The following is a 26,206-nucleotide window of genomic DNA, read 5'->3' as shown; positions in this document are numbered from 1 at the left end:
TTTGGAAAACGCGGAAAGGAATGCGGGTTCAGGGGCAGGATTAGAATTGAACCGTGCGTGCCTGGTCTTCACCTTCGAACTGCACCACCGCTTCGATCAACCGGGCGCGCTTTCCATCGATGTCGATAAACCGCACGGCCTCTGTCTGCTCCCGAACCGAGGAACCAACCGGGGCACGGTGAGACTGCTTCGGGTCCTTTGGCAGAGACGCCGATGCGGCCGGAGTGGGCGCCGGGGAAACGCGCTCCTGCGTTTCCGGGAGGGTTCGCGCTGCCGTGTCACGGCGAGCGAAGGCTTCACAATCGGCGATCGTCAGGGAGCCGACCGGCGCCCGGTCGAGGAGCAGCCTCACCCCCGCTTCGTCATGAGCTGCGGCGTTCATCAAGGCGACCGCACCGCGGATGGGGAGATCGTCCAGGCGAGCCACGATAAAATCCGGCGCTGTCGCCAGGCTGTGCAAGCGGGAAAGGCGTGCGCGATCACGACCAGTTCCGCGGGCGAGATCGGCGATGCTTCTGCCGCCCGCCACCTGATCGGCAACAAAGGCGATCATGTCGCGGACAGACAGATCTTCACGCTGGTCATTCTCTATGAACTGATCCACGCGCAACTGATCAGGATCGGACATCTCGCGCACGATGGCTTGGACAGGGCGGCCCAGTTGAAGGCAGGCGCGCCAGCGGCGCTCGCCAAACTGAATCCTGTAGCGACCGTCATCATCCGCTGGCGCAACGATGATCGGTTGCAACTGGCCGCGCGCGGCAATTGTCTCGGCCAGGCCATCAATCTCGGTCTGCTCGATCGCGCGGCGGACATTTCCGGGATCGGGATAGACCTGGTGAGGATCGAGCGAAAGCACCCTCTCCTGGTTCCCCACATCGTCCTTGGCTGCGAATATGTCGAAATTACCAAAGTCCATCAGGATCTGATCCTCTCCATCGCCTCGTCGAGAAAGGCACGCATCGGAGGCAATGAGGCGCGCACATCCTTGTCGAACCGCCACACCGGAACCCCGGCCTGGACCGCCTGACTATAATGCGCCCGATCGGGAAGATGGGTGGCGAACAGATTGCGGCCGATCTTGGCCTTGAGCTCCTCCAGCATCGCAAGCTGGTTTCGGTCATTGGCCTTGACCCGGTTCGCGACCAGGCCCGCAATCCGGATCGGGGTGCGCCTGCCCTTTTGATTGACGGTCTGGATCGAGTTGGAAAGCTGCCTGGTCGAGTCTGGCCCGAAGGGTCCGAGCTCGACCGGCACGATCAGATCGTCGCACATCATGAGCGCGGCGAAGTTGATCCAGCTCCAAGCTGGCGGCGTGTCGATGACGCAATAATCATAGGCGTCCGACAGCATGGGGAAGTTCGCGCGGAAGGCGCCAAGCGCCTTCCCATAGTCGGCATCATATTCGCCTGTCATGCGATTGGAATAAATCGCGCGCTCCGGCACAGCTGGCGGCTGGAACGCATTCTCGAACAGCGGCTTGCACGAACCCAGCGATTCAAAGTCGCGCAGTGCCGCGGAGGCGTTACACTGGCGGTCCAGGTCCAGCACCAGAACGCGATGGCCAGCGTCGGCCAAGTGCCATGCAAGGTGACAGGCGATGGTGGTCTTGCCCGCCCCGCCCTTTTCGATGTTCACCGCGATCGTTTTCATCGCCGCTCGTCCCGCCAGGATCGACGGGCATACCACCAGGTCTCCTCATCCTCGTTACGGGTGCGAGGCGGCGCTGCCCCGCCGCCCCGCCTACCGAAGATGCTCAGCACGATGATGACGAGAAAGATGAGCCCAGCTTCAGCAATGCCGCTCATATCCTATCTCCCAAATGTCGAAATCGAACCGGCTTGGGACTGTGGACCCAAGCAGACGGCGGGCAGCGGTCCGTCGAACCGCTGCCCGCCTGATTGAAAGGCAATTGCCATGATAGGATGGGGCCGCTCTCATGCGGCCCCACGGTTTCTAGCTGCTGGCCAGTTCGGCGTCGCTCGCCTTGGCCAGGATGGCAAAGCCGTCTGCGATGAGCTCGACGGTGTATCGCTTGCCTTCGGGGGCGTCGTAGGAGTTTTGACGGACCCGGCCGGTGATGTGGACCATGTCGCCCTTCTCGGCCTTGGCGGCGCGTTCGATCAGTCGACCGAAGAGCGTGACCTCATTCCAGTGAGTGTCGGTGATCCACTCGCCATTGTCCTGGCGGTTGTAGTTTGCGGCGACAGAGAGTTTGGTGACCTTGTCTAGCTCGGCGATCTTTCCGATGCGGCCGATGATGCGAAATTCAGCGATGTTCTGCACTGGCTTAACCTCCACTCGATCAGGCTAATTCCTGATGGGGGTGACGAGGCAGCGGGGTTGACGGGATCAAGAGAAAAAACGGAGGGTCCACATCGTGGAAGCCGTAACCCCACGGGTGGTTATTCTCTTGATCTCATAGGCAGCACCGCAGCCCATTCCCATGAAACAGGAATTTTCTGGTCGAGCAACCGAGGTTTGATCGACTTAACACGTTGAAAAGGCTGTTCATCTTGTCGCGTTGAAGGGGCGTAGCGTTGGAAGTTCCGTGCTCGCCTTTGAGCCCCCTCTCCCACAACCGGTGGAGGGCTCTGTCGAGCGCTCGGACATCAACTGAAAAGGGAAATCGAAAATCGAACACGTGCCATCGTCAGCGCGCAAGTTCGATCGCGATTCCAATGTCGAGGTCTTGCCAAGCACGATCAGTCGTTACCGCCGTTGCGCCCAGTGAACCGGCCAACGCCAGGCAAGCCCGGTCGCCCAGCGAGAGGCCGGCCGAGCGGGTAGCGGCGCGCAACAGACCGGTATCAATCGCCAGTCCCATTTCGAGCGGAATGACAGTCAGCTCAAGCGCCTCTATGTTGGCGCGGATGCGATCATCGGGCATTCCGCGCTCCTGGAGCTTGGTCGCCACCTCAGCGAGGTTGACGGCGCTGATCACAGCCTCGGGCAACGCCTCGATCACACGGTCGGAACCAGGCTCTCCATTGAACACGGCCAGCAAGGCCGATGCATCCAGCACGACCTCACTCACGCGCTGCTTCCGCCCGGCGGTCTGCGATCAATTCGTCGACAAGACTAACGCCTGCGGGCACATATTTCCGCACTTCAGCCTGGATAGCCTTGATCACAGCATGATAAGAGCGGACGCGGAGCTCGCCATCGACGACTTCAAGACGTACGTTGTCGCCATCGGCAAGGCCGAGCTCCTTTCGAACGTCTGCGGGAATCTGAAGACGGCCGCCCGACACGATTCGGCCTCGATACGCGGTCATGACTATCTCCTAGGTTGCTGTCGGAAACATATACCACGACAGATCGTGCCCCGCCATACATTGGCGCAGACATCTGTATGTTAGGTTGGCGTGTGATGTCGAGATATATGAAGGACCACTGTCCCACGGTCATGAGCAACCGACACACGAGCCGCCTTTGACGAACCGCCGGAACGCAATGCCGACGTACTTTCATGATAAATCCAACGTGATTTCGTAATCGCTCTGTCGTGTTTTCAACGCTCATCCAACGTGCGATCAAATTTCCACTATCTATATCGACTCGTGAAAATCTGGGCCTTTGCGCGCATGACAGGACATCCTAATCCTTTTAACCCTCTCTAAAACGAATCTAACGGGTGCGCCTACGGCGGATCCTTGAAAATTTTGATGAGATTGATTGCGTCAGCGTTGGCTTAGTCGGCACCTACGCAACCCGCAGGATATCAGGGTAGGGCTTGCCTCCCGGTATCGCGAGTACGAAGGGTTTCCGTTCGAGCCCCTCTAGCGGCAAAGGATCGCGTCACAGACCACTTGATTGGCACGGTTTGACTTTCACCGCATTATGGGAGCATAAAACACCAACCGCGTCGTAGATATGATTCGGAAGAGGGGTCCCATGTCGTTCACCGTCAACACGCTGAGAAATACAACCACAGCATGCCAGCAGATGCGCGACCATATCAAATCCCTCGCATTTCGACCGGAAAGTCACAAAACTCTTGATTTGGCCTTCGGTCCGACGATCGCAGCAGAGCTGATTGGTCGCACCCCCGAGGCACTTGCAAAAGCTGAAGCCAAGGGGCGCTTGCCGCAGCCAAAGCAGCAGCAAAATGGCCGACGCTTTTATACGCTAGAAGATCTGACTGAAATTCGGTCTGCGCTGGGTATTCACGTCGGGAAGCAGGCAGATGAAGACGCCGTTGTCCTCGCCGTTCAAAATTTCAAGGGCGGGGTCGGCAAGAGCACGATCACCAAACATTTCGCGGATTATCTCGCACTCCATGGTTACCGTGTTCTCGTTATTGATTGCGACCCTCAGGCGTCCACGACCACAATGTTTGATATCCAGCCTGAGACGTTGATTGATGACGAGCAATCTCTTGGGTCGTTTCTTTCGCCACGCAGCACTTTTAGCGACTTTTCCCAAACTATCAGGGATACACCCTGGCCTACGATCAAGATCATTCCTTCCAGCCTAGGCCTTCAAGATGCCGAGTGGGATCTGACCGCAACCCTTCAGGATGGCGGGCAAGCCGTAAGGGAAAGTCTGCAGGCTCTGCGTGTTGGTATTTCAAGTATTATCAAAGACTACGATGTCATCCTGCTCGACCCGCCGCCAGCGATGGGTTTCCTGGGGTTGAATGTCATGGCAGCAGCGACGGGCCTTCTCATCCCCGTTCCGGCTCGTCAGCTGGACTACCTGTCGACTATCCATTTCATGGATACCATCGCTGACAATATCGAAATTCTTGAGCAAAATGGCACGCCCGTGAATTACGGTTTCATCCGAGTTGTTTGCTCAACATTTTCGCCGGGCAAACCCGGTGAAAACGACATGTGGAAAATCATGCAGGCTACCTACGCGGGAATGTTGCTGAGCCTGCCAATTTTGGCGTCGGAAGAAATCAAAAATGCCACCCAGGCGTTCCGATCAATTTACGAATCAAAGCCTTCGGCATCACATCAAACCTACAATCGGTGCCGGGAAAATTTGGATGCCGTGTTTCGGGAGGTTGAACAACAGATCCGCCAGCAATGGCCGTCAACCAGCATCTCGGGCGCAGGCGACATGAATGTGGGTGTGGCGGCATGAGCAGAAAATCGCTGATCAGTGAAGCTCTCGCTTCTGCGCCGATTGAGGCTCCTCAATCGCCCGCGCCATCCGAGCAACCCTCCCTTCCCCCGCGCAATTTTACCAACAAGCGGTTGGAAGCCTTCGGGGAAGCTGCGCGGCTGGTCAAACGGCCGACCATGCGGCTCAAGCCTTCAGAATGTTCGATTTGGCCTGGTAACGCGCGCGATTATTCCCTGCTCGACGAACACAGGCTACGGAGCCTGATCGATTCAATTCTGGCAGAGAATGGAAATCGGATTCCGGCGGTCGTCCGAAAGACCTCCAATCCGGATCGTCCTTACGAGCTCATAATCGGGACCCGTCGACATTGGGCCATCGCATGGCTCAACGCCAATCACTATCCCGACATCGACCTGGTCGCGATTGTCGAAGACATTGATGACGAAGCTGCCTTTCGTCTCGCGGACATCGAAAATCGCGAGCGTGAAGATATTTCGGACCTCGAACGCGGCCTCAATTACAAAGCGGCGGTCGATGCCTATTACGGTGGCGTGCAGCTGCGGATGGCAGAGCGTTTGAAAATCTCGAAGTCGCAGCTGGCTCGATATATTGCGTTGACGGAGTTGCCCCCCTTTGTCGTCAGCGCGTTCAGTTCACCGATGGATCTGCATGCAAAATATGCGGAGAAGCTCCTCCCCGTCCTGCGTGACCTTGGCGCTCGCAAAAAGATGGAGGTTGCAGCAGAGCAACTTGCATCCGAGCAAAGCTTCCGCAGGTCTGGCGATGAACAACCGATCTCCGGTCCGGAGGTGATGACACGACTTCTACAAGCGGTCACGACGAAGGGGCGCGTACAGAAGGCAGAGATTGCTGCCAACGATGGCTCGATGATTGGGAAGGTCGATCGCGATCAGCGGAAAATGCTGACGATCACGCTTTCGCAATCGGAGCTTTCAACAGACGAAATTCTGAGCGCACTGCGTCCCGTTATTGAGAGCTCGAAGCTGGTAGCTGGCCGTAAACGCTAAGGGAGCGGCCGTTCATGTGCGAATTCAAAAAGCTGCTTTTTGGCATTTTTCTTTTTATTATCAGAGAGATATGCCGAATTTCCCCCCGGGGGGAAATCGCAAACGCTGAGGTGCAATCGCGTGTCTGACGGCGCCAGCTCCGCGGCTCCAAAAGAGCGGAAAATTCAATTCGAAATGTTTTTCACGCTGCCCGACTTCAGCGATATTTCGCTGCGGGATTATCAAGAGACGATGCAGCGGCCGTTTTTTAGCTTGTCGAAACGCAAGCGGCTCAAGCCAATTGAGTATGTAAGCCCAGATAAATCTGTGACCGTCCATGTGTCATCCAATCCCGCTTATGGAATGGCGACGATCTGGGACGCGGATATCATGATCTACTTGGCGTCGCACCTGAACGAATTGCAGGAGCGCGGCATCAACGACATCTCCCCGGTTATCAGGCTCCAGCCCGGGGATTTGCTCAAGAGAATTTGTTGGGGCACCAGCGGTCGGGCTTATGAGCGACTTGTAAGTGCGCTTGATCGTCTTCAGGCGACGACCATCAAAACGAATATCCGAGCCAGTTCGAAGAGCAGAGAAACTACTTTCTCTTGGATCGACAGTTATACGCACCTTGTCGATGAACGGACGCAGCGTTCGCTTGGTATGGAAATCACCCTGTCCAAATGGTTCTTCGATGGCGTGATGGAGAAACGCAATGTTCTTGCGATCTCTCCCCTCTACTTCGAGATTACCAGCGGATTGGGCAAGTGGTTATATCGCGCTGCTCGTAAGCATGCCGGCGGCAATGGCGCCGAGGGTTTTACTATAGGCTTCGAGACGCTCTATCAGAAGAGTGGGAGCGAAAGCAGTTTTCCGGTCTTCAAAAAAATGCTCCTCGAGTTGGCTCGAGCGAACGAGCTGCCTGACATCTCGCTGGAAGTGATCGAGGATCGATCTGCCCAGCCAAAGTTGAAAATGGTTATGCGACGGCATTTAGACCCCTCGTCCAATCGACGATCGCAGCCCCTCTCCCCTCCCCTCTCCACTTCATTGCCCGTATCGTCCGTAATCGCCAATCGTTCGGAGGCTCAGGTGGATGCCGAGCAGGCCTTCATAGATCCGGCGATGGCCAGGACGATGATTGCTAATCTTTCGTTGGGACTTAGGGTCGACGAAGATGGACGGTCGACCCAGTCGAAAGCGCCCACATCACCCAAGCGCGATTCCCAACCCCGCCGCGGACAGACTGCAAAGCAGGTCCTTGATCCGGAAACCTATCATGCGATCCGAACCGATTTTGCTGGTTGGGATTATGATGAACTTATGCGTCGGTTTGACGCCTTTCTCGGTGCAAATCCGCTCGAGTTGCCGCGGAATTATTCGAAGCGGTTTTATGGATTTGTCAAAGAGCATCATCGCCGCAATAAGTTTCGGCTTTGATCGTCGTCCGATGCTTTGTTCCCTACAACGTGTTTTTAGAATCATGCGGTGTATCATGAGGCAAGTTCCTTTGGACCTCCCTGTCGGAGGTCACCATAGCGACAAGTCGGCTTGAACTCCGGAGAATGCTGGGCCTTTAGCTCGGCGCAATTCCGACTGTGGCTCGAGTAGGTCGTTTTGCGCGCGATTCCAAAAACACGTTAGGACGCCACCCGACGGCAACGAGGTCATTCCACAGGTGTGGATGATCGCAAATGCTTACGACTCTGCGTGGGATCTCAGCGTCAAAAACGGATCACCCCCTGCCCCGCTCTGTCACGCAGCGATTGAGACGCTTCGAACGCGCTGTTCTGAAGCATCGCACCCGGTTGCGGCTCTAAACTGTTTCGTCCATTAGCTTGCGCTCCCGGGACATTTTCCACTCTACTCCCTTGCCTATGGCATCGCGAATACGCCCGGCAGCTGATGCCGTATTCCGGCCATTCAACGTGTTTTTAGAATCGCTAGAGGCAACGGCGATATGTGACCTATGCCCCGGATTGAGGCCGGCCGTCCTTGTATTTCGGTTAAAATGGAGTGGTTCCAGCCCTGCGATCGTCATTATCGGCATGATAAATGAAAACACGTTCCTGGCGCATAATCGGCAAAGGGGAGGACGGTGGCGAAGCCGATTTTCTCCGCGGACCCAGACACTCTTCACATTCATAGCGGCAAAAAGTCGAGCCGATCCGCAAACCTCATAGCTGTGCTCTTTGTGGCGGACAGCATTCGCTGCCAAGACGCGTGGGGCTGTGAACGGCTGATTGCTACGCGATTTCCCGCGCGGCCAACGTCGGGCGGGGAACGACCCTCAGGCCCCCCGAACAGTTCATTGTCGGATGTGCCATATCACATTCCGACCCCGTCCAAGATCGTTCGCAATGCAAGCTTGGCGTGTCATTGAGAACGCGATCCGTGCTCTGCGAGAAAGATCGGTTCGCACGGCCGGTATCAAGCAGACTGGGAAACGGTGGGCGACATGATGGTACTGGCGAGCGGCGCGAACGGTTCAAGACTGTCCGCCAAATGCGGGCCTTCAAGGCAGTGCAGCGCATTGGTCGCGCCTGCATTGGTTGCAGGCAGGGCCCGGGCGAGCTGGGCCGGGGGGAGGGCGCCGAGCTCCAACAGAAGCATCCGGGCTGGGGAGAGCCGCGAATGCGAGTGCTGGTGGGAAATTGCCGCGAAACAGGCGGCACTGTGGACCAATCCCGGGGCGAGGTGAGGGGAGGGACGCTCAGGATGAAGGCAGGGTCGCGCGAGGTGGCGGCAAGCTTGATCGCCCGCCAAGGGGGTGCCTGCGGTGGCGGAGAAACACGTAGCTCGGTCACCGACATCACTCGGGCATTACCGTTGGCGGCCGACTCGCCTAAGAAGCCAGCCCCAGGAAGTCAGGATAGCTGGAAACGGCATTGGGTAGCGATGAGAGGACGTTATAGAAAATCGACAAGGAGCCTCGGTTCCCACCGCAATTTCAGAATGGCTGGACGTTTGTGAGCCATATAGCAACCAGCGCTCGCATTGACCGGTCAGAAGTGCTGGCGAAGTAGAACAAATCAAGAAACAATTCTAAAATGCCCTCAGAAGGCTGTAGGGCGATTTAAGGCTCTTTGGCATCATCTGTGCCCATCTTGGCGCGTTTCGCGTCTCATCGGTGCTCTGAGGGGGTGTCAATTTCGCCCGCTTCTGTCCAAAAATCGGTGGCAAAGGGGTCCGGCGCGCGGCGCCGACCCGGGGCAGGGGGGGTGACTGGAATGGCATAGCGACGAAAACTCGCCTGGCCGCTCTGCTCGAGCAGCAGGCCTTCGGTCACCGCGATGGTCAGCAATTTGATCGCGCCGGCCGACGTTAGCCCGAGTGAGCGCGCCACCTGGCCGCTGGTGACGCTGGGGCGGGCCATGGCGAACCGAAGCACGTCCTTCAGGCGGCCGAGCCGCCGCCGCCCGGCCAAATGGAGAGCGACCCTCTGGGCATAGCTGCGTAACCGCGTCTCCATCTCCAGATGGGCCTCCGCGCCGGCGCGGACAGCGTCGAGCCAGAGCCGGTCGAGTTCGGCATCCCGGGCGATTTTCCACGAGGCACCGGCCTGTTGGAGCCCGAGCGCAGTGAGCCCGCCCTGGCTGCCGGCCCAGCGCCCGGCCCCCCAGCGATCGCCGATCAGCAGGCTGGCGATCCGGTCGCCCTTTCCAAGCGGTGCGTGCTGCCGCCACAGGCCCGCGATGCGGGCCGCGTGGAGCAGGGGCGGGGCGGGGGAGAGCTCCCTACACGCCTGTTGCCAGCGGGCAATCGCGGCGAGCCTTACGCCGGGATCGCGCGCGAGCGGAGCAGCCCAGGCGTCGGGATCGAATGAGGGAGACTGATCGGCCCCGAACCAGGCGCACAGCGCGGCGGGGTCCTCGGTGATCGCCGCCAGGGTGATGGGCTGGCCGATCGCCTGCTTCCAATGGGTGAGGTCATAGGGCGTCGTCGCCACCCGGCCGCGCGCGTCGATGGTAAGAGCATCATCGGGCAGGTCCAACGAGTCCAGCGCCCCGAGCGCCGCGCGTTCGGCCAGGGCCATCCGTGTCCGCAGGGCTGCGCGCACCGGGCTCAGCGTCACCCGATCGACGAGGCGGGTGAGCGCGGCCTGCGCCTCGGCATAGGCGAGCAGCAGGTCGGGTGTCAGCGGACAAAGTAGACTGCATTTTGCTGTTTCATCGTCAAATCAAAAGGTTATAGCGACGATACTGCAAGCAATTCTGTCTCGCTCGATTTGTCCGTCGCGGTGGTCGACAAAGTAAGCTACATTTTCATCGACGCAGAAATCGTTGTGGAGTCCATCCATGATTGAGCGCAAGCCGTCTCCCGCGCCCCGACGAAGTCTCAAATCGCTCGAGGCGGGTTTGGCGCTATACCCGCACTTCCGGCAACATATCTCCCTTTCCGGCCCGGTGACGGCAGCTCAGGTCGCGGCGATTGCCGAGGCAACAGGCTTGAAGGAGCGGCAGATACGGACATTGGCTGCGCGATTTAGGGCGCATCCGGTCGCGGAGACGCTTGCTCCAAAACCGCGGGGACCCACTCTCGGATCGCACCGGATTGATCCGGAGGTGATGGCTGCGATCGAGACGTTGATCGAGGAAATTGCGCTCAAGATGGTGTCGCCGTCGCGGGCGGAAGCGGCGCGGCAGATATGGGGCCTGTTGCACGCGGATAATGGAAATCACGGGTTTTCCGCCGATCTGATCCCAAGCGAGAAAACGATCGATCGGCTGCTGTGTGAAATTCCGAGCCGCGTCTGGGCCAAAGCCACGATGGGATCAAAGACCAGAAGTGCCCATGAGCCACACCCCGGCGAATATTGCAGCGACGGATTTCTCGACCTGGTTCAGATGGATCATACCAGGGGTGATGTCATCCTGGTCGATAGCCTGAGGCGGGAACAGCTCGGAAGACCTTGGATCACCTTCCTCATCGAAATCTGGACCCGATCGATCCTCGGCTACTATGTCAGCTTCGGCGACCCTTCGATATTCCGGTGCGGGCGGGCGGTTGCGAGTGCCATGTTGCCCAAGGAGCCGATCCTCAATCATCTGGGAGTGGACGTCAGCTACCCAATGTATGGCCTGTTCAGCCGCTTGCATGCGGACCAGGCTAAACCGCATCGGTCGGAGGGCTTCAGACGGGCCTGTGTGCGCAACGGGATAGACCCCGATGTCCGCAAGCCTGGGCCTGCCCATCTAGGCGGGCATATCGAGCGGCTGATCGGCACAATGGTCGGAAAACTGAGACTTTTGCCCGGTGCGACGGGATCGAACGTCTCGGCGCGCGACGGGTACGATGCCGAAGCGGAAGCAGCGATGACGCTGGCTGAATTCGAGCGATGGCTCCTGTGCCAGATCGCGATCTATCACCACACGCCGCACAGCGCGCTGGGCGGCCTCTGCCCCGCTCAGATGTGGGAGCGGGAAGCGGCCAGACGCGGCCGGCTGCTGCCCCTGTCGGTCGATGCGGAGCAGCTCTTCCGCCAGTTCCTGCCGTCGACGTCCTTGACGGTCCATGCCAAGGGCGTTCGGATCAAATATCGCCATTACTGGCATCAGGCGCTCGCCGCCCGAATCGGCCAAAAGGTCGAGATCAGTTGGGATGAGCGGACGATCCAGCATGTCTATGCCGACCTGGACGGCAGCTATGTGGAACTGCCGGTCATCGGCCAGTATCCAGACGTTTGGGAGGCGGACTGGGAAGCCGGCAGAGCGAGGGTCAGGGCCTTGGGCAGGGCCTATCAGGCCGATGGCGGTCGCGCCGCGACCGCACGGGCGGTTGCTGCCGCCAACCAGGAAATCCACGACGCGCGCGCCCGCACGAAGGAGGCGAGGCGCCAGGCCAAGCGCCGGGAAGGGGAGGGGACGACACTGGCGGACCTGCGCGTTGCCCGAAAGCCCGAACGGCCGCCGGTTGACTGGAAACCGGTCGCGGACCTGGGCGAGGATGACTGGTTGCAGGAGCGGACATGAGCGTGGCTGCACCACCGCCTTCCTTGGCGCCCGCATCCCCATTCTGGATCGATTTCGAAGAAGCCCACAACGCTGTGGAGACGATTGTCGAAGTCGCCCATGACGACCCCGAGGAACGCCCGACCTGCATCGTGCTCACCGGCCAGTCCGGCATGGGGAAGACCTCGATCTTGCGCGAAGCCCAGCGGCGCCTGACCGAGGCCTTTCCCGAGCCTGCCCATTGGGGCGAGGCGCGCTATCAACCAGTGTTGCGGACGGTCATTCCCTCGAGTCCGACCTCGCTCAAGATCAACCTCGCCTTGCTCTGGAAACAGGGCTGGCCGATCCGCACGAACACGCACAAAACCGCCGATTTGAAGGTGGTCGATCTCCTGGCCGCACAGGGTACGAGGCTGGTCGCAATCGATAATGTCCACGTGATGCTGACGGCCAGCGGCGTCGCGCGGCGCGACACCCTCGATGCGTTCCGTTTCCTGATGAGCGCGGGCAATGTGCCCCTGGTCGTGGCGGGCCTCGATGTCGCCCGGCAGATCTTTGCTGACGATGTCGAGCTGGCCTACCGTTCGATCATGCTCAAATTGCCGCTATGGGAGCCAGGCGAGCCCTCGCAGCGCCTGATCAGGGCGCTGGCGCGCGGCATGGGGATGGAAGAGCCCGACCATCTGGCCGACCCCGCCTTTGCCGAGCGCATTTGGCGCGAAAGCGGCGGGGTGACCGGAAATTTCAAGCGGATCCTGCGCTGGTCAGGAAAGGTCGCCAAGCGGCATGACCGTGCGCTGGTGACGCAGGACGACATCAGCCAGGCGTTGCAGCTCTTCATGCCCTACAGCCCGGAATGAGCGGCCGGGACATCGAACCCTTGGCGTTTCGGGTGAAGCCGCTGCCCGAAGAATGTTTCGAATCCTGGCTGCGGCGCTTGGCCGAGTGTCATGACACCACTCCCAAGGCACTGTTTCGCCATCTCGGGATCGACGCGGCGCTGGCCGATCGCGATCTGGCATCCTCAGCCGCTGGCGCGGCGGAACCGCGTCACGCCATGGTTGAGCGGTTGGCTTGGGCGACGATGGTACCGGAGAAGGCGATTTCCGGGACGTTCGTGGGCTGCCCGAAGGCCGATCTGTTGCCTTTGCCGCTGCGTTCGATCGGCTGCGCCCAGTGCTGGCGCGATTGGTTGGCGTCCGCCGAGCCATGGCGGATCGAGCGGAGCTGGATTTTGCGCGTGACCGCCTGTTGCGAAACCCATGCCTTGTTGCTGACCGATCTGCGGGGGATCATGGTCCGGGGGCATGGCAACGCGGCGCGGCAGCTGCTTGAGGAGAATGTGGATCGGACCCGGGCGCAAATGGCCCGCTTTACCTTGGTCAAAACCCGCCTCGCCTGGAATGGGACCATTGCGCGCGCCCATGTTCGCGGGAGTGACCCCAGTTTCGGGGCTATGCCGGCACGCTATCGGGCGGCGCTGGTCGGCAACTGCTTCCATATCGCACCTGCCCGTCATCTGCTCTTGGCGGCCCTCCACAGTAAAGACGGACTCCAAGCCGGCCAATGGGAGCAGATTTTCGGCTTCACGACGCGGCCCGGACGCGGCGCGCCAACGGGCAGGGCGCGGGGCGCGTCTGGCCCCAAACTCCCGGACCTCGCGAAGACGATCGCGAGGATCGGCCTGCGGCAGCTTGAGCGCAAGTGCCGGGAACTGGGCAAGGTCTGCAAGCGACTGGAGCGGGCCAAGGAGAACTACAGCTTTGTGCATTGGCAGGGTGTGTGGCGAAAGGGCCGTGCGGCGCTGGCGCACGAGGTGAGTCTCCGCCGCGCCGCCGAGATGGCTGGTGGTGAGATTTCCGCGCAGACCTGTTTGCGGGGCTTCCAGGAGGCGCTGGTGTATCTGCAGGAAGCCGGGTTGGCGGACGGTACTGATCCTGTCGCGCGTTGCGATGGCGATCGCTGGGACGATTGCCACGAGGATGTCCATCGCTTGCGGGCGCGGCTCGCCGCGTGCTTCGCCGATCCAGACTTTCGCGTCCTGCTCCATCTGCCAAGTCTTCCCGTCGGCTTCGACGCTTTGGAGGGGACACAGTGCCTCGCGCCGATCCAGATGAAAGCGGCGGCGTTTCTGACAGGATTGACGTTTAAGGGCGCATGACACGGAGCTTGCGCTGCCGCACGATGCAAAAATCGGCCGACACATGCCGGCCACAGGACATTTGGCTCAATTTTGCCCTCAGAGCCTCGTAGGGCGTGTTGAAGGTCTCCGAGCACCCTTGGCCTATCCGAGCCTCGTTTTCGCGCTCTAGGGGGCCTTTGCGGGCACTTTTATTTTATGGTTCAAAATCAATTATTTGCCTGAAATCTGCCGACTGAGCGGCCTGCAACGCTGCTTGAACAGCGGATCCAAGGCGAAAATTTCCATTCGCCCTGGAGTTTTGCAGCCGGCTCACTCGTCCAGATCATTTCCTCGACAGGAGGCATTCGCGCGGGCGAGCAGGCGGTCGATATCGGCCATGATCGCGTCATGTTCGGCATAAGGGCTGTCGGCACTGACGTCGTCCTCTGCTGCCGGGACATTATAAGTGCGTGGGGGCGGCAGGGCGCGAATGACCGCCTGATGTCGGGGAGCGGTTGTTTCGGCCAAGCCCGCTTTGACGAGCGCTGCCACAAGATCGCGCGCGCCGTTTTTCGATACGCCCAGGGCCTGCTCGATCTGCAGCGGGCGCAGCGGGCCAAAGCCGGCGAGCAGCCGGTACAGATGCGGCGCGCGCGACGTCGAGCGCAGGCGGGAAATAGCCGCCTGCATAACCTGCACCCGCGCATAGGCCGCATCCAGTTGTTCGCTCACACGGCGCGCGGCATTTCCGGCGGCCTCAGCCACTAGAATGGCACGCTCGCGCGGCCACAATTCGGGCCGGAGCGCTTCGGCCCGCACGGTGCCGGGTAAGGGGAGGGGAGGGGAGCCCGGGTTGCTTTGCGCGATCAGACGACCGGCGACAAGATCGAGCGCCCATAGCGGCATGGCGGACCTTGCCTGCTCGAAGACCATCGGCCCGGATGGCAGGGCAAGCAACTGGCGGTTCCGCTCGACAGGCGCGAAATGCGGCGAGCCTGCGGCTGCGTCGTGCAGGCGATCCAGCGCGGCGAGCGGCCAATTTTCCTCGGGACCCAATGCGAGGGACTCGGACAGCCTGGTGGCTTCCTCGACGGCGAACGCCGGCGGGATTTCAGGCTCAGCATGGTGCCTGTCCTGATCGAAGCGCGCCGCGGCGCGGATCTGCGCGGTCGCTTGCCCCAGCGGTTCCCAGGTGGACAGGGATAGCTCAGACAGCAGCGTGTCGGCGACCAACGCTGCCGGGGCGGTGATCTGGGTCGTGACGTCAGGCACGGGGGCGAGGCCGGAAAACCACGCGGAAAACCAGCCCTCGGCGCCGGAAAAGCCAGACTGGGCGAGGGCCTCGATGAGCATGAGGCGGACGAGCGCGGCGCAAAAATGATGGGCCACTTGGCGAGGCACATGTGATAATTTGCCTTGTAGTTGGCCCCAGGCAAGCGTGGCCTGCACCCGCGCCGCCATGAGCGCGTCGAGGGGCGCATCCTCGTCTGACTGGAGCGGATGGAAGGGGGGCGAGGGGTCTGCCATCCACCAAGTCTAGTTAAATCGACTTAACTGCACCAGCCTTGATCAGCCTTTTTTCGAACTAACGATAATGAGTTGTTATCGATAGTGACAGCCACATTTTCGCAGCTATAATCCCGTCCATGTGTCGTTTTCCCAATAAGACCGGACTCCACGCTGCCCGCGGTTTTGGGCGATATTTTTTTCCCAATAACACCGGATTCTTGCCAATAACGCCGGACTGGCCTGCCGGAGGCTGTCCCGCAGCGTCAGGCCGGGTTGGCCCATGAGCAAGAAATCAGATTTGCCGATGTCTGCGCCGGCGCCGCGCCTGGCACAACCGAAGGCGGCGGTTGCCGGGGAGATCGTGACGATCCTGCCGCCGGGCGAGACCAAACTGCCCCGTCGGCGTTCCGGGTCCGCGCGGAATCGCGAAGCCCAGCTCGTCGCCTTGCTCCAGGAACTGACGGGTGAAGGCGCTGGTCTGGTCGAACTCAATTTCAAGAAGAGTCTCGAGGCGCGGGCGCCCGCCAGCATCAAGGCGCTCGCGGTCGACCTGGATTGCTACGCGCACTTTTCGGCAGGGCAGGGCGGGATCGGTTTGCCCGCCAGCGAAGCTCGGCTCGTGGCCTATGTCGACTATTGCGAGACGCGTAAGTTCAAGCCGGCCACCGTGTCCCGGCGCCTGTCTTCGCTGGCGGTGGCCCATCACCTTCTGGGTGTTCCCAATCTCGTCGGTGCCGGGGTGGTCCGCGATGCCCTTCGTGGCCTGCGGCGCCGGGCCGGGGTCAGGCAGCGCCAGGCCGGCCCCTTGCGGTTCGGCGACGGAGTCGGGCCGGAGCCGGTCAAGGGGTTCACGCTTGCGGTCATGCTTGATGCCTGTGGGCGCGATGTCGTGGGACTGCGCGATGCGGCAATCCTGTCGCTGGGCTATGATGCCGGTCTGCGGGTGTCGGAACTGGCGGCGGTCGCGCTCGAACAGATTGAAGGGCAAGAGGACGGCTCAGCTCTGCTCGAGCTGGCACGCTCGAAAACCGACCAGGACGGGAAAGGGGCCTTGGTGTGGCTCTCGCCCGATACGATGCGGCGTGTGGCTTTGTGGCGGGAGGCAGCCTCCATACGCGCGGGCGTCCTGTTCCGCAGGGTGGCGGTGACCAGGACAAAGCCAAGCGAAGCCCGGCGCGAACGTACCATCAGCGATCTGGCCTATCATGCCCAGGTCGATCGCGACCGCATGGTCGCGCGGCCCGCGCGCGCTGCCACCGCGACATACAAAATTGGGGAAGACGCACTGACACCCGCCGCTGTGCGTCTGATCATCAAGCGGACGGCGCTCGCAGCCGCCGATCAGGGCCTGGTCGATCTCATGGGAGCCGATCTGGCCGAGGCGATCAATGCCCTGAGCACGCATTCGCTGCGGGTCGGGCTGACCCAGGACCTGTTCGCCAATGGCGAGGACGCGGGGCCGATTGCGCAGGCGTTGCGCTGGACCTCTACCGCGACTGCTCTACGCTATGGCCGCAAGCTGGCGCCGTCCTCCAACGCCGCGGCGCGCATGCTGAAGGGCGTCAGAAAGTGAGGCCGCTGCAGCGAATTCTGTCCGTCCGGCAAAACGGGGAAATGGGGCCGGATGCAGTCTTCTTTGTCCGGTCACAACCGCCTATGACACCGGGCTGCGCGCCTCCGAACTGGTCGCGATCCAGGTCGAGCACCTTCTCGAGGCGACCGATCCCGAAGCGCGGCTGCTGCGGGTCCCGCGTTCGAAGGGCGATCCCGAAGGGGAGGGGGCGACGGCATTTCTCAGCGCGCGCAGCGTACGCGCGATCACCGCCTGGCTCGAGGCGGCGGACATTGCGGAAGGGCCGCTGTTTCGCCGGGTGCAGGTGCGGCGGATCAAGGCACGCGCGGCGGTGGCGGGGGAGGGGATCGCCCGGCTCAACGCGGAAGGCAGGCTGGTGCTGATGCGAGGGGAGGGTAAGCCTGCGCAGCCGGCGCGCACCGCCTATGATGTTGGCGCGGCGGCGCTGCATCCCGGATCGATCGGGCCGCTCTGGCGCACGATCATCCGCCGGGCGTTCGACCGCGGCGCGCTGCCCGACCTCACCGCCGACGATCTGACACGGTTGCTCCGGGGGATCAGCGCGCATTCGACGCGGGTGGGGCTGAACCAGGATCTGTTCGTCAGCGGTGAGGAGCTGGCCGGGATCATGGACGCGCTGCGCTGGAAAAGCCCGCGCATGCCGCTCGCTTACAATCGCAATCTCGCCGCCGAACAGGGGGCCGCCGGGCGGCTCATGGCGAAGCTGGCATAGGGTCTGTTCGCTCCGGCCCAATTGATGATCATCTTCTGCACACAAACTGGTTTGTCGATCATAGAATCGGATTTGGGTAACGGCAAAGCCGGCGGGATCGGGTGATTGTCACCCAGAAATACGATCGACGACGGGGAGGTCATCGCTTTTACGCGACAAGGCCGTGATCGCCACGCGCCTCTAGGCGGCGTGGACAAATTTGAGCCAGTATTTTGCTGACGCGATATGGACCATGGACAGGAAGCTGTCTGCGAGTTGGTCATAGCGGGTGGCAATGGCGCGATTGATTTTGAGGCGTCCGAAGAAGCGCTCGATCTGGTTGCGCTGCCTGTAGAGTTCGCGGTCGTGGTGGATCTTCACGCGGCGGTTGGATCGTCCCGGGATGACGGCCTGTATGTCGCGTTTTGCAAGGTCGACGCGGATAGCATCTGCATCATAGCCCTTATCGGCCAGAAGCGCCTTGGGTGCCTGTTCCGGCAAGGCGATCAGGGTGTCATAAGCCTTGCAGTCAGCAGCTTCGCCGACAGTCAGGTGGAACGCGAGCGGTCGTCCTCGTCCATCAGCCAGACAGTGAAGTTTACTGGTGAACCCGCCCCGCGAGCGGCCAAGAGCTCGTCGACAAGCCCCCCTTTTCCGCCCGCTGCCGAGACATGGGCGCGAACCGTTGTGCTATCGATGCTGTAGTGGCCGCTGTCGGCCATGATCTCGGCCAGCGTCACTGAGACGGCCTCCCAGACCCCGGCCTCACTCCAGCGCCGGAACCGCCGGTAGATCGTGTTCCAGTTGCCGTATTTGGGCGGAACATCACGCCACGGAGTTCCGCAGCGAAGCCGCCAGAGTATGCCGTTGATGATCGCGCGGCTCTCTTCAGGACGGCGTCCGCGCCCTCGGTTCGCTGGCTCAATAGGCAGCAAACCCTTCAAAACACGCCATTCCGCTTCAGTCAGATCGCCCCGGCTCAAGCCTGCCTCCAAAAGGGGTGACTACACGAAAGTGACGCATCCGCACGCTAAGCGCGAACGTATGGTGAACGTTACGCGGCGAGCAACGAACTGATGGCGCGCAGTGGCCGCAGGACATCCGGATCGGGCCGATCTTCAACATTCCAGCTATAGTCGCCGGTGAGCGAGATATGTTCCCAGCCCAATGGCGCGACGTGACGTGCGATTTCGTCGGGCGTGCCGATATCAGCCAGCGCCACTTCGAGATAGCGGGTGTTCCACAGGATGATGGCGGCGACGAGCAGGTTGAGGCCGGAGGCGCGATAGGTCTGGTTCTCGAACCGCCGATCACGCAATTCGCCGAGCTGGTTGAAGAAGAGCGCGCGTGCGAGCGCGTTGCGGGCCTCGCCCTTGTTGAGGCCCGCCTGGGTACGCCGGCGCAGATCAATGTCGCGCAGCCAGTCGAGCATGAAGATCGAGCGTTCGAGGCGGCCCAGCTCGCGCATCGCGAGGGCCAGTCCGTTCTGTCGCGGATAGGCGGACAGGCGGCGAAGCATCGCCGAAGCGGTGGCGGTGCCGGTGCGTATCGATGTGGCGAACCGCAGCAGTTCATCCCAATGCGCCGCGACATGACCCAATGCGATCGGTTCGGCCGTCATGCCGGCAAGCAAGGGGCCGGCTTCCTGGCCGGGAAGGAGGTGCAAACGACGCTGCTTGATGTCGCGCAGGCGCGGCGCGAAGCGGTAGCCGAAGAAGGGCATAAGGCCGAACACATGGTCCGATGCACCGCCTGTATCGGTGTAGTGCTCCTCGATTGTCAGGCCGGTCTGCTGATACAGCAAGCCATCCAGCACATAGGGAGCTTCGCCGGCGGTCGCCGCGATTACCCGGGTCGCGAAGGGGTCATATCGATCCGAGACATGGGTGTAGAAGGCAACGCCCGGTTCGTTGCCGCTGCGCGCGTTGATGTCGCCGATTGCGGCGCCACGGCCCCCGGCATGGAATTGCTGTCCGTCGCTCGACGAGGTGGTGCCGTCTCCCCACAGCGCGGCGAGCGGCATGGCGCGATGGGCGTCGATCAGCCTTCCCAGCGCTTCACCATAGGCGGCCTCGCTGATGTGCCAGTCGTGGAGATGGGCGAGCTGGCGCAGGCTTGCGCCTCGGCAGGTTTCCGCCATGCGTGTGAGGCCGAGATTGATGCCATCGGCAAGGATGACGGTGAGCAGCGCATTGCGGTCGTCGGCCTCCCGGCCCGAACGCCGATGGATGAAGCATTCGCTGAACCCGGTCCAGGCATCGACCTCAAGCAGGAGATCGGTGATCTTCACGCGCGGCAGTCGGTCATAGGCAGCGCGACGGGCAATCTCGGTGGCGGGTGGCGTTGCCGCTTTCAGCGGCGAGATGATAAGGCCGCTTTCGTCAAGCCTGACCTGGGGCAGCTCGCCCTGTCGGGCGAGGACCGTCACCTGTTCGATCGCCGTGTCGAGCCTGGCGCGCCTTTCCTCGATATGACGATCGAAGTCCGTTTCGATGGCGAGCGGCAACGGCCCCTTCTCGCGAAGCGCGTCGAAGGTGGCCGGCGGGATGAGGTAGCTATCGAAATCGCGGAACTGGCGGCTTCCCGAGACCCATATGTCTCCCGCTCGCAACCGCTCCCGTAGCTGGGACAAGGCGCATAGTTCATAGGCGGCGCGATCGACGATGCCGTCCCGCAGGACGAACGGCCGCCATGCGGAGGGCACAAAGCGCAGCGGCACGCGATCAGGCAAGCGCCGTTTGCCGGTCCGGTATAGCTCCGCGATGATGGTAAGCGCCGACAGGAGTCCCTGCACCGCACCGGCGCCGCGAAATTCGAAGGTGTTGAGAAAGGCACCGGCAAAGAGCTTCACCGTGCGATGCCGCTCGATCAATTCAGCGGTGCGATCGACGGTTTCCGGTCGCCCGAGTACTTCGGCCCGCGCGACCGCCACGGCGAAGCGCTGCCAATCCAGCGCCTCGATCTGCGCCAGAGAGTCCACACCGTTGGTGCGCGCTTCGATGAGAATGCGGCAAGACCCTGTGAGCGTCCGGAGATGGCCTTGCAACTCGCGCACCGTCTTGAGGGCTTTGTCACGGGTCCGGTTCTCGGCGCGACGCGACATGCTGCCCAACAGCTTGTCGAACATCGTCAGGGTGGCATCGGTCAGGCTTTCCTCAAGACGGATGCCCTGCGCCGCCAGCGTCGCATGGCGGCGCAGGGCATTGAGTTCGCCAAGGTGCTGGGGTGTGATCCGGCTGCCTTCGTCCGCCAGCCTGTCAAAAGTCAAAGCCGGGATCATGTCGGCACGGGCGCGATCGAGATCCAGCGCGCGGATATGAGTGAGCCGTTCGATCAGGCGTAGGATGTTGCGCGCTGCCGGCGACTGTGGTGCATTGCGCAGCCAGGATAGCCATGTCGCGGCTTGCCCTGTTCGTCGGGCCAGCAGATCGTCCAGCCCCTGCAGCGTATCGGGCCGCAGGCCGTTCGTGAGCACTTCATAGGTAAGCTGTTCGGCCTGCTGGCGAGCACGCCGGAGTACCGCTTCGAGAACCGATGAAGAAGGCAGGAGGATCTGCCGGCGCCGAAGTTCGTCAACGATGACCCCCGCCATCTGGCCGGGGTGGACGATGGTCTGTGCGATCGGGATCGAGAATGCGACAACTTCGTGGAAAGCCTTGCGGTCGAAAATCCTGAACCCGTGCGATCGTCGGATTTCAACGAGATGTTCGCGACGGGTCTGGTCCCGATGGGCATAGTCCGCGAAGGCTTCGGGCGCGACGCCGAGTTGCTGCGCCACATAGGCGAGCACAGGAGCGGGCGGGACTTCACCCGCTTCCAGCGCACGGCCAGGCCATCTCATATAGAGTAGGAGCATCGCGTAGCCGAGCCGGGTGGCATCGCCGCGACGGCGGCCGACAATTTCCAGGTCGTCACCGGTCAGCGTATAGTGCCGCGCAATCTCGCGCTCATCGAGCGGCGCGCCATAATGCCCTGCCCAGATTTCCGCGCTCACCAGTCGCCGTCTCGCCAAGCACTATCTCCTTCCGCGTCCTTGTCCGTCAGACGGTCCTTTTACGGACAATCGCATTTTGTCCGCCTTTTATTGCTTGCAATGAGTTTACGGACACATTAGATTTACGGACAGAAAACGGACACAAGAGGCACGCAACCATGACCGCGCTTATCGTGATGGCCTGTTCATCGACCAAACGCCCCGGCGAGGAGGCGATGCCCGCCATAGATCGCTATGATGGTCCGATGTGGCGCACGCTGCGCGCGGCGCTGGCCGAGCTGGGGGAAGATTGCCGCCCCGAAATCTGGTTCCTGTCCGCCCGCTATGGCTTTCATCCGGCAGATATGCGGATCGCTGACTATGAGCAGCGCATGACGCCGAGCCGGGCCGCTGAATTGCTCCGGCTCCCAACGTCCAATCATGCGGCCTTCGCGGAAGCGGCGCGGGGCGCTGATAGAATCCTCCTCGCAGGGGGTGCCATTTACCGGGACGCGATGCGCCGCGCGATCGGCCAGCATCCGAGCATCGCAGAGACGGACGGCGGAGGGATCGGCATCCACCGGCAGCAGTTGCGGCGCTGGCTTGCCGTGGACCGCGACACGACCGGGGCCGTTCCCGTCCAGAGCCTTGATGCCTTCGCCCGCGAGCGCGGCTTGGTGACGATGGCCGAGGCGCGGGGCCATATCCACGCCGGGTTGCGTTCAGCGCCGACGACCAAGACTTTCCGCAGATGGTATGAGAGCGAAACGCGCCGCCTGTTGATCGAGGCAGGCAGGACCGCGAGCCTCTATCAAGCGGCGATCGACGCGGGAACGATCATTGCACCGCCTCGCGCGACCCTTGAGGAAATCGCCAATGGCCACCCCGATCTAGAGTCGACGCACGCCGCGCGCCGCGTGCTGGAAAAGCGCCGCGCCCGTCGCGAGCTGGCGGAGAGGGAGGCCGCGTGACGGGCCGCCCGCCTTTCGGCCACAACGGAGGCCCGGCGCTGGACGATACCCCGCCAGCTCCGCCGCGTTTGCCCTATGATGCCGCCTGCGTGCGCTGCATCCATTGGACGCCGCCCAGCGAGCGGGAGGAATCCGATTATCGCTATTGGGCAATGACGGGGCGCGGGCGGCGCGTGAAGGAGCCGAGCGGCCATTGCTTCCGCGTGATGCACAGGCCCGGAGGCCCGCTTTCATTTTCGGGCACGATGGGCCGGAGCAGTTGCTATAACTACGAGGCGAAGCCGCCGCCTGCCTATCGACCCAGCGGGCAAGGCTTTGTCACCATCTGGGGGCCGGGTGACAAGATTCTCTGGCAGGGGCGCGAGGGCGAGGAACCCGCCGAGTTCAGACAAGGCGAGCTGGACCTATAGACAGGGCGAAGGAAGGTAGAGCGATGAAGGTTGAGACGCGGCAGACGATCGAGCGCCAGATTGCGCGGAAAGCGGCCGAGGGGCTGATTGCGGGCGGCTATGCCGTGTCGGTCTATGACGGCGAGGAAATCGCCTTGGAGGCGTCCACGGACGTTAAGGCGATCATGGCCGCCATGTTCGCCACCGACGAGGATTATCTATTCGCCATGAAGCCCGACGAGGCCGGGAAGATGGAGCGGCAGGGCTATGCCCGCTTCATCTACGGCAACGAAGGTTGGGACGTGATGAGCGACTACACCACCAATCTTGAAAGCGAGCTGGCGGGGGCGAAGGCCGAAGCCGACAAGCTGGAAACGCGGCACGGATAAGGAGCGCCTGCTATGGAAACCATCGACTTGACGCCGACATGGGGCGAAATCGGCTTGCTGTATGTCCGCCTTGCGGAATCTGGCGAGACGAAGGCCCTCACGGAAATGCGGGGCGAGGTCGCGCGGGCCTTCGCCGCCTCGCAAGCCCTCACGGCCATTATGGGCGACTTGCCCGCCGAGCTGCGCGACCGCGCCCGCATCATCATAGGCGAGGAGCTGGCGAAGCAGGGCTTCCCCGGCGATCGGCCGCCTTCCGATTCTGGCGATGCCGGTGCCGTCGATCGAGGCACCGCCACCAAGGCTATCGAGCAAGCCTTTGGGGGCAAGCCTGCCCCGATCATGCTTGATGAAGCGTGGGAGTGGGATCGCGCGGCGAAGAAGCAGGCCGGAGAGAATGGCGAGCAATGATGCTCCGAAGGGGATCAAGGGATGAGTGACGCTATGGGCCACACGGCCGTTTTCGGCGCGACGGGCGGGGGTAAGACTAGCTTTCCTCCCATGCTGCAATTCGAGTTCCATGCCTATGGCGGGGACGAATCCGGCGTGATCGCGGCGCAACCGACGATTACGACCGAGCGCATGGCGAGCCATAGCGCCGCGCGGGCGAAGGCGGGCCGTATCGCCAAACAGATCGGGGGGCCGGTCGATTTGGCGCTGGCAGGGGCCGCGCCGTGGGATGATCGCTACATCACCACGGCCAGCCCCAGCGAACATCATGCCTCTGGTTATCGGTTGGAGAGGCTGACTTGATGCCCTTGGTGTTCATCGCCGCCGCCGCGCTGGCGGGTTGTTCCGTGACCGATGGCGACACGATCAGATGCGGGGACGAGCGTATCCGGTTTCTTGGCGTGGACGCGCCCGACGATCCGAGCAACAGCCGGTGCAGGCCGGTGCCCAAGCCCGGCGCGATTTGCGACCGGCAGCGGGCCGAGGCGAGCAAAGAGGCGTTGCAGCGGACCATGACAGGGCCGCTTTCGATCGAGCGCGTAGGGGTTGACCCCTACGGGCGCACGCTGGCGTTGGTCTATGTGCAGGGGCGCAGCCTCTCATGCCGCCAGATCGAGGCCGGGCAGGCTGTCTATGTGGCGCGTTGGGATCAGGACGGGCGGGTTGCGCGTGAGTGCCCCCGTGCGGTTGCGAGCTGGCAGGGGTGGCGATGATGGGCGCGCCAGACCCCGGAACGCTCAATAGGCGCAGCGCCGAGGGCGGGGCGTTGATCGGCTATGCGCGGGTATCGACGCCCGAACAGGACATGGGCTTGCAGATCGACGCGCTAGAGAAGGCGGGTTGTGCCCGCATCTTCACGGACGTTGCAGGCGGTGCGAAGGCAGAGCGGGCCGGGCTGGCCGAGGCGCTGGCCTATCTTCGCCCGTCAGACACGCTTGTCGTGTGGAAGATCGACCGGCTAGGCCGCTCGCTTCCCCATCTGGTCGGGCTTGTCGAAAATCTGCGTGATCGGGGCATAGGCTTCCGATCGCTGACAGATGCCGGGATGGACACGACGACGCCCAGCGGCGCGTTGATCTTCCATATATTCGCGGCGTTGGCCGACTTTGAGCGGTCGCTGATCCGCGAGCGGACAAAGGCCGGGTTGGAGGTCGCCGCCGCGCGCGGCCGAAAGGGCGGCCGTAGGTCGGTTGTCACGCCGGGAGTGCTGAAACGCGCGCGCGACATGATGGATAAGGGGTTGACGGTGCGGCAGGCGGCCGCCGCGCTCAAGATCGGCAAGACGCCGCTCTATGAGGCGCTACGTGCAGCGGACGAGGCCGCAGGCAGCGGATCGGGGGGCGAAGAAAATGGCGTATGACGATTATCGGGAAGGCGACCGCTTTTCGGTGGACTTCCGCATGGCGGGCCAAATGAAAGGCTGTTGGCACCTGATAGGCGAAACTGCCACGCTGGACGAGGCGTGCGCGATGTTCGACGGCATTGTTGCTTCCGATCGCGCGGAAGGTGCAACGCCGGGCGCGCGCTGGCGCATGTGCCATATGCGCGGTTCCGAAATTCTCCGCGTCATTGAGGATATGACGCTTACGAGGGACGGGCTGGCCACGACGCCCGCCGACGCTGACCGATAGCGCGCGGCCCGTCCCTCTAGCGTAACGATTCATTGCTTTTCGAGGCACTTTTGGCCTATCCACGCACTACCTGCGGAGACGTGGGCGGGGGCGTGGAAACCCTCTGATAATCGAGCCGGTCGAGCTTAACGACCGGGTGGCGGACGCGCATGTCCAGAAGCCACCCGGCTTTAAAGGCGTTCGCGCCTGACGATTATCAGGTTTCCAACACCCGGTTCCAAGCGGGCACGCCTCCAATATGGGGGCGTGCCGCTGGCTTTCCGGCCTACTCCCGACAGCACAGTTTCGGAAATGGCGCGAGGTCGCTGCCATCGGTTTTGCTTGTTGGGGGGGTAAGTGACCAATTCGGGAAATTCTTCTGGCTCGATACTGGAATGGCTTGGTTTTCGCGGCGCGCGCGGGGGGCGCAGCGTGGACGGGAAACCGGCGTTCGCAAACGGCGCTGGCAATGTC

Annotated in this window: 24 protein-coding genes and 2 pseudogenes; 16 read left to right on the top strand and 10 right to left on the bottom strand. The window is 61.9% G+C overall.

Annotated elements, in window-relative coordinates:
* Positions 1-40 precede the first annotated feature (40 nt).
* The 6 genes from CAF53_RS23105 to CAF53_RS23085 form a co-directional block, all read right to left on the bottom strand.
* Positions 41-919: a ParB/RepB/Spo0J family partition protein gene (locus tag CAF53_RS23105; RefSeq protein ID WP_100239730.1), complete on the bottom strand. Its 879-nt coding sequence runs from the start codon at positions 917-919 to the stop codon at positions 41-43.
* The gene (locus CAF53_RS23100) at positions 919-1,653 is read right to left on the bottom strand and encodes a ParA family protein (protein ID WP_100239729.1); all 735 of its coding nucleotides are present in this window, start codon (positions 1,651-1,653) and stop codon (positions 919-921) included. The genes CAF53_RS23105 and CAF53_RS23100 overlap by 1 nt, the downstream gene beginning before the upstream one ends.
* Positions 1,650-1,808, bottom strand: a complete 159-nt coding sequence (locus CAF53_RS27240; RefSeq protein WP_157801349.1) for a hypothetical protein — start codon at positions 1,806-1,808, stop codon at positions 1,650-1,652. Before CAF53_RS27240 ends, CAF53_RS23100 begins: the two co-directional genes overlap by 4 nt.
* 148 nt (positions 1,809-1,956) lie before the next feature.
* On the bottom strand, positions 1,957-2,286 hold the full coding sequence (locus CAF53_RS23095; RefSeq protein WP_100239728.1) for a single-stranded DNA-binding protein: 330 nt from the start codon (positions 2,284-2,286) through the stop codon (positions 1,957-1,959).
* Between the two features lie 367 nt (positions 2,287-2,653).
* Positions 2,654-3,037, bottom strand: coding sequence for a type II toxin-antitoxin system VapC family toxin (locus CAF53_RS23090; protein WP_100239727.1), 384 nt, complete (start codon positions 3,035-3,037; stop codon positions 2,654-2,656).
* Positions 3,030-3,278 carry an AbrB/MazE/SpoVT family DNA-binding domain-containing protein gene (locus CAF53_RS23085; protein WP_100239726.1) on the bottom strand — a complete coding sequence of 83 codons (249 nt, stop codon included), beginning with the start codon at positions 3,276-3,278 and terminating at the stop codon, positions 3,030-3,032. Before CAF53_RS23085 ends, CAF53_RS23090 begins: the two co-directional genes overlap by 8 nt.
* 619 nt (positions 3,279-3,897) lie before the next feature.
* Here CAF53_RS23085 and CAF53_RS23080 point away from each other — a divergent pair.
* The 3 genes from CAF53_RS23080 to CAF53_RS23070 all read left to right on the top strand — a co-directional run bounded on the left by CAF53_RS23080 (position 3,898) and on the right by CAF53_RS23070 (position 7,526).
* On the top strand, positions 3,898-5,094 hold the full coding sequence (locus CAF53_RS23080) for an AAA family ATPase (protein WP_197707544.1): 1,197 nt from the start codon (positions 3,898-3,900) through the stop codon (positions 5,092-5,094).
* Positions 5,091-6,104, top strand: coding sequence for a ParB/RepB/Spo0J family partition protein (locus tag CAF53_RS23075; RefSeq protein ID WP_100239725.1), 1,014 nt, complete (start codon positions 5,091-5,093; stop codon positions 6,102-6,104). The genes CAF53_RS23080 and CAF53_RS23075 overlap by 4 nt, the downstream gene beginning before the upstream one ends.
* 120 nt (positions 6,105-6,224) lie before the next feature.
* Positions 6,225-7,526, top strand: a complete 1,302-nt coding sequence (locus CAF53_RS23070) for a replication initiator protein A (protein WP_242443580.1) — start codon at positions 6,225-6,227, stop codon at positions 7,524-7,526.
* Between the two features lie 1,684 nt (positions 7,527-9,210).
* Here CAF53_RS23070 and CAF53_RS23060 read toward each other — a convergent pair.
* Complete coding sequence (locus tag CAF53_RS23060) at positions 9,211-10,122, bottom strand: hypothetical protein (protein WP_242443579.1); 912 nt, start codon at positions 10,120-10,122, stop codon at positions 9,211-9,213.
* A gap of 262 nt (positions 10,123-10,384) precedes the next feature.
* Here CAF53_RS23060 and CAF53_RS23055 point away from each other — a divergent pair, with 262 nt between their 5' ends.
* The 3 genes from CAF53_RS23055 to CAF53_RS23045 are packed head-to-tail and all read left to right on the top strand — an operon-like array spanning position 10,385 to position 14,198.
* A complete protein-coding gene (locus CAF53_RS23055) occupies positions 10,385-12,058 on the top strand; it encodes a Mu transposase C-terminal domain-containing protein (RefSeq protein ID WP_046765160.1) in 1,674 nt (557 codons plus the stop codon).
* On the top strand, positions 12,055-12,897 hold the full coding sequence (locus tag CAF53_RS23050; protein ID WP_046765159.1) for a TniB family NTP-binding protein: 843 nt from the start codon (positions 12,055-12,057) through the stop codon (positions 12,895-12,897). The genes CAF53_RS23055 and CAF53_RS23050 overlap by 4 nt, the downstream gene beginning before the upstream one ends.
* Positions 12,894-14,198, top strand: a complete 1,305-nt coding sequence (locus CAF53_RS23045) for a TniQ family protein (RefSeq protein ID WP_046765158.1) — start codon at positions 12,894-12,896, stop codon at positions 14,196-14,198. Before CAF53_RS23050 ends, CAF53_RS23045 begins: the two co-directional genes overlap by 4 nt.
* A gap of 291 nt (positions 14,199-14,489) precedes the next feature.
* On the opposite strand, the gene CAF53_RS23040 is transcribed toward CAF53_RS23045, so the two are convergent.
* Positions 14,490-15,686: a hypothetical protein gene (locus tag CAF53_RS23040; protein ID WP_157801338.1), complete on the bottom strand. Its 1,197-nt coding sequence runs from the start codon at positions 15,684-15,686 to the stop codon at positions 14,490-14,492.
* A 262-nt stretch (positions 15,687-15,948) separates the two neighbouring features.
* On the opposite strand from CAF53_RS23040, the gene CAF53_RS23035 reads away from it, so the two are divergent.
* On the top strand, positions 15,949-17,241 hold the full coding sequence (locus tag CAF53_RS23035) for an integrase (RefSeq protein WP_232307637.1): 1,293 nt from the start codon (positions 15,949-15,951) through the stop codon (positions 17,239-17,241).
* A gap of 70 nt (positions 17,242-17,311) precedes the next feature.
* A pseudogene (locus tag CAF53_RS23030) lies at positions 17,312-17,974 on the top strand (integrase); the annotation flags it as partial.
* Between the two features lie 180 nt (positions 17,975-18,154).
* Here the strand turns inward: CAF53_RS23030 and CAF53_RS23025 are convergent.
* Positions 18,155-18,888: pseudogene (locus CAF53_RS23025) on the bottom strand (IS5 family transposase).
* Between the two features lie 119 nt (positions 18,889-19,007).
* Positions 19,008-21,965 (bottom strand): Tn3 family transposase, encoded by a 2,958-nt coding sequence (locus tag CAF53_RS23020; RefSeq protein WP_011627729.1) that lies wholly within the window; start codon positions 21,963-21,965, stop codon positions 19,008-19,010.
* A gap of 140 nt (positions 21,966-22,105) precedes the next feature.
* On the opposite strand from CAF53_RS23020, the gene CAF53_RS23015 reads away from it, so the two are divergent.
* Genes CAF53_RS23015 through CAF53_RS22980 form a run of 8 tightly spaced genes read left to right on the top strand, consistent with a single transcriptional unit; the run spans position 22,106 to position 25,753 of the window.
* Entirely contained in the window at positions 22,106-22,897 is a 792-nt protein-coding gene (locus CAF53_RS23015; RefSeq protein ID WP_100239721.1) for a hypothetical protein, read from the top strand.
* Entirely contained in the window at positions 22,894-23,307 is a 414-nt protein-coding gene (locus CAF53_RS23010) for a hypothetical protein (RefSeq protein WP_066609321.1), read from the top strand. Before CAF53_RS23015 ends, CAF53_RS23010 begins: the two co-directional genes overlap by 4 nt.
* A gap of 23 nt (positions 23,308-23,330) precedes the next feature.
* Positions 23,331-23,675 (top strand): hypothetical protein, encoded by a 345-nt coding sequence (locus CAF53_RS23005; RefSeq protein WP_014194368.1) that lies wholly within the window; start codon positions 23,331-23,333, stop codon positions 23,673-23,675.
* A gap of 12 nt (positions 23,676-23,687) precedes the next feature.
* On the top strand, positions 23,688-24,083 hold the full coding sequence (locus CAF53_RS27235; RefSeq protein ID WP_157801348.1) for a hypothetical protein: 396 nt from the start codon (positions 23,688-23,690) through the stop codon (positions 24,081-24,083).
* Between the two features lie 21 nt (positions 24,084-24,104).
* The gene (locus CAF53_RS22995; RefSeq protein WP_157801347.1) at positions 24,105-24,425 is read left to right on the top strand and encodes a hypothetical protein; all 321 of its coding nucleotides are present in this window, start codon (positions 24,105-24,107) and stop codon (positions 24,423-24,425) included.
* Positions 24,425-24,835, top strand: a complete 411-nt coding sequence (locus CAF53_RS22990; RefSeq protein ID WP_066609323.1) for a thermonuclease family protein — start codon at positions 24,425-24,427, stop codon at positions 24,833-24,835. The genes CAF53_RS22995 and CAF53_RS22990 overlap by 1 nt, the downstream gene beginning before the upstream one ends.
* Positions 24,835-25,482: a recombinase family protein gene (locus CAF53_RS22985; RefSeq protein WP_100239864.1), complete on the top strand. Its 648-nt coding sequence runs from the start codon at positions 24,835-24,837 to the stop codon at positions 25,480-25,482. Before CAF53_RS22990 ends, CAF53_RS22985 begins: the two co-directional genes overlap by 1 nt.
* Positions 25,472-25,753, top strand: coding sequence for a hypothetical protein (locus CAF53_RS22980; RefSeq protein ID WP_100239719.1), 282 nt, complete (start codon positions 25,472-25,474; stop codon positions 25,751-25,753). Before CAF53_RS22985 ends, CAF53_RS22980 begins: the two co-directional genes overlap by 11 nt.
* Positions 25,754-26,206 lie beyond the last annotated feature (453 nt).

It is taken from the genome of Sphingobium sp. LB126 (assembly GCF_002795205.1).
GTDB classification, from domain to species: Bacteria; Pseudomonadota; Alphaproteobacteria; order Sphingomonadales; family Sphingomonadaceae; genus Sphingobium; species Sphingobium chungbukense.
Note: the sequence above shows the minus strand (reverse complement) of the source record. Positions and strands in the feature narration are given on the sequence as shown.

Bases quoted from the DNA above. Each gene is read 5' to 3' on its own strand.
- CAF53_RS23105 (WP_100239730.1), bottom strand. From the start codon at position 919: ATGGACTTTGGTAATTTCGACATATTCGCAGCCAAGGACGATGTGGGG.
- CAF53_RS23100 (WP_100239729.1), bottom strand. From the start codon at position 1,653: ATGAAAACGATCGCGGTGAACATCGAAAAGGGCGGGGCGGGCAAGACC.
- CAF53_RS27240 (WP_157801349.1), bottom strand. From the start codon at position 1,808: ATGAGCGGCATTGCTGAAGCTGGGCTCATCTTTCTCGTCATCATCGTG.
- CAF53_RS23085 (WP_100239726.1), bottom strand. From the start codon at position 3,278: ATGACCGCGTATCGAGGCCGAATCGTGTCGGGCGGCCGTCTTCAGATT.
- CAF53_RS23080 (WP_197707544.1), top strand. From the start codon at position 3,898: ATGTCGTTCACCGTCAACACGCTGAGAAATACAACCACAGCATGCCAG.
- CAF53_RS23075 (WP_100239725.1), top strand. From the start codon at position 5,091: ATGAGCAGAAAATCGCTGATCAGTGAAGCTCTCGCTTCTGCGCCGATT.
- CAF53_RS23060 (WP_242443579.1), bottom strand. From the start codon at position 10,122: ATGGCCCTGGCCGAACGCGCGGCGCTCGGGGCGCTGGACTCGTTGGAC.
- CAF53_RS23055 (WP_046765160.1), top strand. From the start codon at position 10,385: ATGATTGAGCGCAAGCCGTCTCCCGCGCCCCGACGAAGTCTCAAATCG.
- CAF53_RS23050 (WP_046765159.1), top strand. From the start codon at position 12,055: ATGAGCGTGGCTGCACCACCGCCTTCCTTGGCGCCCGCATCCCCATTC.
- CAF53_RS23045 (WP_046765158.1), top strand. From the start codon at position 12,894: ATGAGCGGCCGGGACATCGAACCCTTGGCGTTTCGGGTGAAGCCGCTG.
- CAF53_RS23040 (WP_157801338.1), bottom strand. From the start codon at position 15,686: ATGGCAGACCCCTCGCCCCCCTTCCATCCGCTCCAGTCAGACGAGGAT.
- CAF53_RS23035 (WP_232307637.1), top strand. From the start codon at position 15,949: ATGAGCAAGAAATCAGATTTGCCGATGTCTGCGCCGGCGCCGCGCCTG.
- CAF53_RS23015 (WP_100239721.1), top strand. From the start codon at position 22,106: ATGACCGCGCTTATCGTGATGGCCTGTTCATCGACCAAACGCCCCGGC.
- CAF53_RS23005 (WP_014194368.1), top strand. From the start codon at position 23,331: ATGAAGGTTGAGACGCGGCAGACGATCGAGCGCCAGATTGCGCGGAAA.
- CAF53_RS27235 (WP_157801348.1), top strand. From the start codon at position 23,688: ATGGAAACCATCGACTTGACGCCGACATGGGGCGAAATCGGCTTGCTG.
- CAF53_RS22995 (WP_157801347.1), top strand. From the start codon at position 24,105: ATGAGTGACGCTATGGGCCACACGGCCGTTTTCGGCGCGACGGGCGGG.
- CAF53_RS22990 (WP_066609323.1), top strand. From the start codon at position 24,425: ATGCCCTTGGTGTTCATCGCCGCCGCCGCGCTGGCGGGTTGTTCCGTG.
- CAF53_RS22985 (WP_100239864.1), top strand. From the start codon at position 24,835: ATGGGCGCGCCAGACCCCGGAACGCTCAATAGGCGCAGCGCCGAGGGC.
- CAF53_RS22980 (WP_100239719.1), top strand. From the start codon at position 25,472: ATGGCGTATGACGATTATCGGGAAGGCGACCGCTTTTCGGTGGACTTC.